At 46.8% G+C, this 9358-nt stretch carries 5 protein-coding genes; 2 read left to right on the top strand and 3 right to left on the bottom strand.

Features of this window, described 5'->3' with window-relative positions; genetic code table 11:
• A partial coding sequence (locus FTO68_RS11430; protein ID WP_255333544.1) for a transposase occupies positions 1-721 on the top strand: 721 nt, incomplete at its 5' end.
• Between the two features lie 194 nt (positions 722-915).
• Here the strand turns inward: FTO68_RS11430 and FTO68_RS11425 are convergent.
• On the bottom strand, positions 916-2859 hold the full coding sequence (locus tag FTO68_RS11425; RefSeq protein ID WP_255333543.1) for a serine hydrolase domain-containing protein: 1944 nt from the start codon (positions 2857-2859) through the stop codon (positions 916-918).
• A 112-nt stretch (positions 2860-2971) separates the two neighbouring features.
• Positions 2972-3682: an HFX_2341 family transcriptional regulator domain-containing protein gene (locus FTO68_RS11420; RefSeq protein ID WP_255333542.1), complete on the bottom strand. Its 711-nt coding sequence runs from the start codon at positions 3680-3682 to the stop codon at positions 2972-2974.
• A gap of 269 nt (positions 3683-3951) precedes the next feature.
• Between FTO68_RS11420 and FTO68_RS11415 the strand changes: the two genes are divergently transcribed.
• Positions 3952-4803 (top strand): CPBP family intramembrane glutamic endopeptidase, encoded by an 852-nt coding sequence (locus FTO68_RS11415; protein ID WP_255333541.1) that lies wholly within the window; start codon positions 3952-3954, stop codon positions 4801-4803.
• Positions 4804-4900: 97 nt separating this feature from the next.
• Here the strand turns inward: FTO68_RS11415 and FTO68_RS11410 are convergent, their stop codons facing one another.
• Positions 4901-8734, bottom strand: a complete 3834-nt coding sequence (locus tag FTO68_RS11410) for a PAS domain S-box protein (RefSeq protein WP_255333540.1) — start codon at positions 8732-8734, stop codon at positions 4901-4903.
• Positions 8735-9358: the final 624 nt, after the last annotated feature.

Raw genomic sequence — 9358 nt, 5'->3', positions numbered from 1 at the left:
AACACTTCTTCCCTCAATGGATGAGTTGCAACTCGAGGATGCGATCCTCATCGTTGATCGGGGATTTGTCTCAGAGGAGGTGCTGCAGGGAATATTTGAGCGAAACTGCTCGGCGATTGTTCCACAACGACGGAATAGCACGTATTTCGAGACGCGGATTCATCTTAAAGAGAAGTTTTTGTACCACAAACGACTGATTCGTGGCGGCAAACGAGAGATTGGAGGGAAGTTCCTCTATTTGTTCGAAGACAAGGACCTGGAACTTGAAGAGTTCAAGACACTCTTTAAGAACGTTAAGATGGGAGATATTACCGAGAATGAAGCGAAGAGCAGGGAGAAGCTGGCGGGACGTATTCTCTTTGTTTCGAATGTTGATAAATCGCCTCAGGAGATCTATGAGCTCTACAAAACCCGTGATCTTGTTGAACGGTTCTTTGATACGCTGAAAAATGAGGTGCAGGCAGATGTGTTGTATCTCGGTGATCGAAGTGCTGTCTGTGGACACCTGTTTGTCGGTTTTCTCTGCCTGTATCTCTATTGCAAGCTCCAGGCAGTTATTAAGAGGGCCGGTTTGACGTCAGAGTATTCTCCCAAAGATGTTCTCCTGATCTTTTCAAAGGTGATGCGGATCTCCTATGAAGGGTTTGACCAGATCACCGAGGTGCCGAAGAAGGTCCGGGAGCTTGAGAAGAAGCTGAAACTTGATTTATTCCCTAAGTGAGAGCATAGTTTGGGTTTGTCATCAGAATACACTTTCCAGAGAGAGGCAGGTAAAAACGTATAAGGGTATCGCCAGCGTATTCCCCGCCATGGCTATCTGGTGCAGGGTTCCTGATGAGATCAGATCAGCTCATACGAATCTATCTGAAATCGTATATTGGATAATTCGGAAAAAACCAAAAAGAAAAATGAATCTCAGAGGGAAAACACCCAGAGATTCCAGGAGACTATCCACCAGAGCATCGCAACTGCGGCGGCGGCAACAGCCGTATAATGGATTCTGTGCAGGCGGCTCCAGTACCCTTCTTTCCAGGCTATGGCAGCAAATCCGGCTGTCAGAAGAGTCAGGAGAAGTGAAATGACCGGCACGGTAAGGGCAAGCGTAAACTCAAACGGTGGAACCGGACTGGTCATGTAGGTCTGGACCAGTACCTTATCATCAATAATCTTCGGTACGATCAAAAAGACGAATCCGAGCAGCGAAACTGCGGATGCACCTGCAATCCACCGTGCAATCCGGGCGGGGCGTGGCATCGCCTGTTTGGGTATGGCATATGATCGCCTGAAAAGAGCGAGGAGCGGCCAGAGGAGCACAGTGGCGAGGATAGTCCCGGCGATATTTACTACATTCTCCAGGAATGCCGGGGTGTCATACCAGGCTAGCCTGTCAAATGCAAAGATCGGGACGTTGCTAAAGACAAAGTATTCCACCCTTTCGGAACTGCCAAAATGGAATATGAGGTTCCCGGTACCCTGCGGATCTCCATCCGGGAGTGCGAAGATATCCGGCTCAATCATGTAGTACTCCCTGATTGTACCTCCATAATCCATGAGAAGCGTTCCATCATCTGAGACAGAGATCACAACCGGCGATCGCTTGACGATATATTTCTCAAAATGTGCAAAGTTGCGCCGGTTGGTCTCGTAGGTACCGGCATATTGTTGAAGAAGGGCAGTGTTCGATGGATCAGGATCCGGTATAGCCACCTCTTCTGCCGGATAATAGTGATTCATAAACGCCCTGAGAAGTTCATTTCTCGCTGCCCCTCCGCCAACGCTATTATAGGAGACAAAGAAACCTGCCTGCTCTGTTGGCATGAAGATCAGCAGCGAATGAAACGTGTTGGTATCACCGCCATGCCCAATCAGCCGCCTGTTATTGACATGCATCTCGTAGAAGCCAAGGCAGACTCCGGAGCCGCGTGGATCATTGGTGAATGCCTCTGCATGCATCAGCTCTGCTGTATCACGAGGGAGGATTATAGCATCATTGAGGCTCCCTCCCTTCATATGCATTGCAAGGAATGCCGCCATATCCGGTGCAGTTGAGCTGATCGATCCGGCAGGGCTGATAGTAAAGATAGAATCCTGGGCGGCTTGATTCTGTTTTCCAAAAATATAGCCATTCGAGAGCCGCTCAGCCCTTTCAGAGGGAAGATCCTCCCTGATACTGGTACTGTCCATCCCAAGGGGTATGATTATCTGCTCATCAAGATACTCTTCAAAGGGAATGCCGGTGATATCCTCCACAACAACAGCTGCAAGGGTGGTGCCGTAATTAGAATAGGATGTGATTGTTCCGGGTGGATTGATCCGGGCAGGCATATAGCCGGCGCAATACTCCCTGAATGTGATCAGATCATCCACGTTTTCGACCTCCATCATAACACAACACTCTTCAAAACCGGCGGTATGCGTCATCAGGTGGCGCATCGTAATCGGCTTGCCGGGATAGGTGTCCGGTACCGAAAAATCCTTCAGGTACTGGTTTATATCAGTATCGAGATCGATTCTCCCTTCAGACTGAAGCTGCATCACCGCAGTCCAGGTGAAGAGTTTTGTGATCGATCCGATCCGAAAGAGGGTCTGATCCGCATCGACAGGCACCCGCTTCTCTAAATCGCTGTAGCCATATCCTTTGGCGATTACAAGCTCTCCGTCTTTCACAACCGCAACCGTTGCCCCCGGCACATTATAGAGGGCGAGGTTTGCAGGCATGATCAGATCGAGAAACGCCTCGACCTCGTCGGGATCAGTTGGTCCTGTCTGCCGGAAGGAGAGCTCATCTGCACACACTGCCTGTGGGATAAGTGCCAGGCAGATGATAAGGAGAAAGAAAAAGATCCATCGAACGTTCATGTGGATTTATTTGGTGAAGAAGTGATAAGCATTGCTCTGTTTATCAGATACATGGATGCAAAACCATCCTCACCCCTCCATGAACAGTAGGGAGGTCTGGTGGAAAAATAGTTTATATAAGTTTTGAATTTATCATGTTAGCGAGCATTCTGCCAAGTTCTGTGAGCCTGATTGAGATATTGCGGCCACGCTTGACCTTTTTTATAAATCCTGCCTCCTCAAGTTTTGAGAGGTGGTGGGAGAGCCGGCTTCGCTCGCTTCTGAATTCTTTACTGTCTTTCTGGATGTCGGGGGTGATCATAAAGATGATACTGTCGAGTGACTCGACACCTTCTCCGATAAGGGTAATGATATGACGCTGTTCCTCGCCTGGATAATCCACCGGAATAACCGGGATCTCAAGGACATCCTCGATTCCAATCTCTTCTCCCTGCTCATCATATTTGGGGATTGCTGTAATCATCTTTGATCTTGTCATGCAGGCGGCAATGTATGCGCCAACTGAGAGCGTATGGGTTGATCCGGATGTATTCAGGAAGACATCGTTCCCATTCATCTTCTCCTCAGTTATCATCAAAAAGAGCTGGTTAGCGGCCTTCAAAACAGACTGTTTATCAATCGCTTTTACTTCGATATCCCATAACATCTTCAGCTCTGTCTGAATCTGCCTGGCAATCTTTCTGATATTCTGCTCTCCTGCATGGCTTTTATCCTCCCCGACGATAAGAAAGAGCTTGGAGAAGGGAATCTCACGGAGTGCGCTGATCGACTCGATAAGGCGATCCTTCTGATTTCCCACAAAAACGATGTGTGTTGTCGGCATATACATATAGGTATAAATTTGAATGATGTATAAATCTTTCTATGGATCAAACTCATATTCGTTCTCTTTATTTAAAATATAACACTCTCTCAATTTTCTCATAAATTCTTTTTGAATGCAATAGTTATCAATACTGATAAAATAATAACCTTTTTATCTTAACCTCTGAGAATAGCTTCCAAAAATATTGGGCTGCCATTCTCTCCCTATCGATACTTTATTATGAATAAAACAGATCGGTATCTATGGAAAGCAATCCTGCTTCTAAGATGCAAGGGCTATCACGTCCTCAGGCTGATCCGAAGATGACGGTTACAATCTTTGTCATACTCACGTTCATCTTCTCATCCGTCTTCTGGTACCTGTTATCTCAGACACCGGCAATAGCCGACAATACAACGTATCTTATCATCTATACAACTGCAGTGATGTGGTGCCCGACGCTTGCCGCCGTACTGACAAGGCTGTACTTCCAGCGGAACCTGAAAGGCTTTGGAATGGGTATCAATAAACCAATATGGCTCCTTGTTGCTGTGCTCATTCCAATTGGAGCAGGGCTCCTGATGTTTGGGTCAGCCTGGATTTCTGCAATTGCTCCGTTTAGCTATGAAGGAGCAGCGATGATCCTGTCAGTAAGCTTCATCCCTGCATTCGTCATCGCAATCGTGTTCAACCTCTTTGCCGCAGCTGGTGAGGAGTTTGGGTGGCGGGGTTTTCTGGTTCCCGAGCTGGCTCGTTTCCAGAATTTTACAGTACTTGCATTGGTTTCAGGTGGGATATGGACGGTCTGGCATTTCCCGTTGATCATATTTGGAACCTACCATGGAGGAGGTTCCCTTGCCTTTTCACTTGCCGTCTTCATCCCTTCGGTGATGGGTGCAGGACTCATCCTCGCATGGCTCCGCCTTATATCGGGAAGTGTCTGGGTTGCAGTCCTCTTCCACGGCTTCTGGAACTATTTCATCCAGCAGTTCTATCCGGCGCTGACACAACCAACCGAAGCCGGGGAGATGATGCTTGGGGAATTTGGCTGGTTTGCTCCTGCCCTGTATGTGATTCTGGCTCTCATCTTCTGGCATTACAGGGATATGTTGCCAAAAATGCCTGCAGACGGGCTGTGAGCAAAATTTCACTCTGATGAGTATGATCCCAGATCATTTAATTTTTGTAATCTGGTACCTGATGCGTTCTTTCCTTAATCTGGACTTTTTCTTGTTTTCAAGGTCGAATCCTAAATCCTCTTTGCGGTACCATAATTTCAAATCTCGCCCCTTCTCCAGGTACACCTGTTTCTGAGATGGTAATTCCGGTAATCTCAAGGATCTCGCGGACAAGGAAAAGCCCAAAGCCTGTATGTTTTCCATACCCGCTTTCAAATATCAGCTCTTTCTGGTCATATGGTATCCCCGGTCCGTCATCCTCCCACGTGATCTGAAGTCCCAGGGTATTCTCCAGACACCGAAGAGATATGCTTGTTGCTCCTTCTGCGTACCTGATCGAGTTGTCATAGAGGTTCAAAAAGACCTTTCCAATCATCGGATCTGCATAGATCTCAACCGATTCACAATCACAGGCGATTTGAAGTCCCGAGTCGTCTATCTCCTTAATAAGTCCGGCTATAGACGTCCATTCGGGTTCATGGACGCCCAGCTGTTCATAATGGCGGGTAAATTCAATCTGCTTCTCAATCGCATGAGCTGCAACTTTGATCTGATCGATATATTCTGAAAGGCTTTGTTCTTTCTCAATCTCCTCTGATACTTCCAGGTACCCTTTGATTGTCATAATTTTATTCAATATATCGTGACGGGTGATGCTTGAGAGCAGGTTTAATTTCCTGTTTGCTTCCCTGAGTGCATCTTCTGCACGTTTTCTCTCGGTTATATCAATGCCGACCCCCACAATAAATGGAGATGCCGTCTCTCCCGAATATGCACGGCGCCCATGCCACTCAATGAGGAGGTGCCTGCCGGTTCTGCTGATAATATGATTCTGGTTGATGGTGGTCTCTTCACTGTGTAAAATCCGGGATAGAATACCCGTGAGGTACGTGTGTTCATCCTGCGGTACAATGGATGTAAGATAATCTGTTCCGATCAGATCCTCTTCCTCACATTCAAGTGCTTCGAGGAGTGCAGAATTCATCTTGAGAATTTTACCATCTTCTCCAATGGCCACAAAGAATGCGGGTGATGTTTCAAGGAGAGTTTTAATGAACCCCTGTTCTCTCTTGACTATCTCCTCTGCCTCTTTTTTATCGGTGATATCAATAATAATGCCATCCAGAACTCCTGTTTCTGCATATCCGTCTATTGCGGCTCTACCATTCTCATATACCCACCGTATATCGCCACCCCTGTTGATAATCCTATATTCGATTGCCCAGGATTTTTTCTCCCTGACGGCTTCATTCACTGATCGTTCAACATATGCGGAATCCTCCGGATGAATGATGCTCTCAAATGTCCTGACAGCATTTTTGATAAAATCGGTGCTCGGATAACCGGTGATCTGTTCGATATCTTCATTCAGGTACAGCATCGTCCATTCCTTATCAAGCTGGCACCGGTAGACAACCCCGGGAACATTTGAAACAAGTGAACGATAGCGGTTCCTGCTCCTCTGCAGCTCCTCTTCGAGCTTTTTTTGTTCGGTAATATCAATGATGATGCCACGCACCCCTGCTAATCTCCCGTCTTTTTGGATCTGTGCAGAATAGATGTTAATTGGGAACGTTGTGCCATCCTTTCTTACCGCCCGGTATTCACGTATCGGCCCATCCAGTCGGTTTCCTTTAACAACTTTTATCAAGTTTTCCTTCGCTTTTTCCCGATATTCAGAGTCGATAGTAGTGAGGACATTCAAACCTGAATCTACTTCTTCCTGTGAATAGCCAAACATCTCAAATGCCTTTCTGTTTGCATAGGTGAGAGTGCCGAACTCATCTGTTTCATAGACTGCCTGTGGCAGGAGTTCTGCCAGCTCCCGGAAGCGGCTCTCGCTCTCCAGAAGTGCGGCTTCGGATACCTTCCTTTCAGTGATATCGGTTGCGATACTCAGCATCGCAGGTTTCCCCGCCCATTCCACCTGCCGGACAAAGATCTCGAGTGGTATAATTGATCCATCCTTCTTCAGATGTGCAACCTCAAAGGATGCTTCTCCCTCTCGTGCGATCAGCTGCATCCGCTCTTCGATACGGGCCGCACTTGATGGAGCGTCAATATCCGCCAGATTCTTTTCGAAGAACTCCTCTTTGGTATAACCATGAATTTCGAAGGTTTTCTGATTGGCATATAAAAAGTTTCCTTCATTATCATGGATAGTGATTGAACTTGGGGCAACATCGAGCATCCCGGCAATTATACGGTTTTTATCTTCCAGCTGCTTTCTTTCGGTAATATCACGAATCGACTCGATTGCACCAGTTACATTCCCATCGTCATCATAGAGGAGCGATGCTTTAAACCAGAGTGCTGCTCCCTCCCCACCCCTCAGGTGGGGTATTGTTATCTCAGAGAAGACCGTATCCCCAATTCGTTTGACATAGGGGTATTTTGATGCTATTTCAGGATCATCAAGGAGTGCAAGATCTATCAGGAGAGGTCGGCGTTCGTGGTAGAAGGGAAGTGCGTACTCGTAATTACCTCTTCCAAGCATATCCTCTGCCGGCACCCCGCTCATCTCTTCCATCGCCCTGTTCCATGCGATCACAACACCCCTGGTATCAATTGCAAAGGTGGCATCCGGTAGGAAATTGATAATATCCGCTTCACGACGCAGGTACTTTCGGATATTCTCTTCAGCTGCTTTTTGGTCGGTGATATCCTGTCCCTGTGCGATCACGGAGAGGAGTGTAAGACCATCATGATCCATGATCGTGGCAGAATTCCAGATGACGTTTCTCATACCCCCTGAGCAGTGCATGATGGGAATCTCAACTGATTCAAGATGATCACCACTCATCGCCCTGTCAATCATGGTCATCCATTCATTGCATGATTCCTCGGGCAAGAGTGTCCGGATATCTTTTCCGATTATCTTATCTGACGATATGCCAGTCAGATCCTCAAATGCATGGTTAATGCGGGTGATTGTATGATCCGAATCCCATACAATGATCGGTGCATTTGCATACGTGATGAGGTTGTTCAGGTACTCATTTGACTCTTCGAGGGCATCACGGGTTGCAATGAGCTCTTCTAATTGTGAACGCAATTCTTCCTCTGCTGCAGCAAGCTCCTCATTCTTACTCAGGATCTCCTCTTCTTTGAGTTTTCTTTCAGTGATGATTTCTGTGTAGACAATGAGCCCACCGATTGTTCCATCGGATTCAAACCAGGGGCGGCATTCCCACCGTGTCCAGTCAAGTGACCCATCTTTCCGTGGATAGGGATCATCATCTGCCCGGAAAACCCCCTCCCCCGCAAGCACCTTCCGGTGAATATCTCTCCATTTCTCTGGTAGATCAGGGAAAATATCGTAATGGTTTCTTCCGATAACATCCTGATTTGTAATACCATATGTCTCCAGGTACCGCTGGCTTACGAAGATATAGTTCATATCCATATCATGCACAGCAATGGAGGCATTGTTATGCTCAATGATGTAGCGCATCAGGTCAAAGGTATGTGCGAGTTTCATCTCGCTCCTTCTCCGGGCAACGGCATACATGATCTTATTTGAGAGCTCGGCAAACTGTGACTTTGGATCTCCTCCTTTCTGTAGATAGAAATCGGCACCACTGTTGAGGGCTTCGATCACAACCTCTTCCCGTCCCTTCCCGGTAAAGATGATAAAAGGTGTCTGGTTTCCTGCCTTCCTCAGGTGCTGGAGAAAATGGAGCCCGTCCATACCCGGCATCTGATAGTCCGAGACGATTGCATCGAAATCCTGATAATTTAGCAGTTCGATCGCTTCCTTTGCACTATCACATGTCGAAACGCTAAATTCTCCACTCTTTTCAAGGAAGAGCTTTCCAATCTCCAGAAGGGGCAGCTCATCATCGACATAGAGGAGTGAGATTTGCTGATCGGAAGTGCCGGAATCGGGCATTATCTAGAGTTGAAGGTTTTTGAGCTATTAATGGTGTTGGTCTTGTTCATGTGAAGTGAAATTTCTCAATGTACGCCCTTATTTAGATCTTTCTCCAAGTGAGAACTCTACAGTTCAGATCATCATCTAAATGCTATGCCAGAATATGGGTTGAATGGCGTGCAGTATCAATTAATTTCACGGGGAGGAAGCCTCTCTTCCATCCAATGGATGTTAAGACTCAAATCTGCTTCTCAGACATAAAATCATGGGCAAAGGATTAATACAGACGATATCAGATACAGATATCGGCGAGGAGTACCCCCTCTGGGCATTATAGATCTCCTCGTCGTGCATTGCCTGCGCTAGGAATCCAATATCTGTTAATACCTTTCTCTTCTCTTCATTCCGAGGAACAATGAATGAATTCTGCATCTGATAAGCATCTCAGGATGTTTTCTGGTAATTACCTTTAACACAGTTCCAATCGACTTTTTCACAGTATTCATATGAAAAAACGTAACTGGTCAGCTATACCTGTAAGCCACAGTGGGCATGAAGGGTTCTCTCCTGAATGCTCCTTTGATGGCGGCAAGTACTGACCCCTCATTCTTCTTCACAGTTGAGATATACCCTCTTACCCGG

Origin of the sequence: Methanocalculus taiwanensis (genome assembly GCF_024372745.1) — an archaeon.
In the GTDB taxonomy this organism is placed as follows: domain Archaea; phylum Halobacteriota; class Methanomicrobia; order Methanomicrobiales; family Methanocorpusculaceae; genus Methanocalculus; species Methanocalculus taiwanensis.
This window is presented reverse-complemented; position numbering and strand designations above follow the sequence as displayed.